Annotated in this window: 1 protein-coding gene; it reads right to left on the minus strand. The window is 48.6% G+C overall.

Annotated elements, in window-relative coordinates; genetic code table 11:
* Window positions 1-352 (minus strand): phosphopantetheine-binding protein (locus AC5WOE_RS20015; RefSeq protein ID WP_496053352.1); only part of this gene is annotated, 352 nt, incomplete at both ends.

Consider the following 352-nt stretch of genomic DNA (forward strand, 5'->3'; position numbering starts at 1 on the left):
CCGCAACGCATCATGATACGCCACTACTTCGCGAATCGTCTGTCGGAGCCACGTTTCGTTCCCCTCTCCTACTTTCAGCAACATGCTCTGGTTAAAGTGATGAGGATGCTCGGTCTGTTCCAAAAACCATTTTTGGATCGGCACAAAAGGTACTTCTCCACGCAAGGTTCCTTGCTCTCCTACCACGGAAGCTTCCTTTTGGGCAACGAGAGCCAAAGATGCAATGGTTTGATGCGCAAAGAGTTGTTTTGGTTTTAACAAAATCCCTTTCTCTCTTGCTCGGGAGACCACTTGAATACTGAGTATGGAGTCCCCTCCCAGTTGGAAGAAGTTATCGTGAATGCCAATGGGG

The organism is Shimazuella sp. NTD248 (assembly GCF_059510395.1).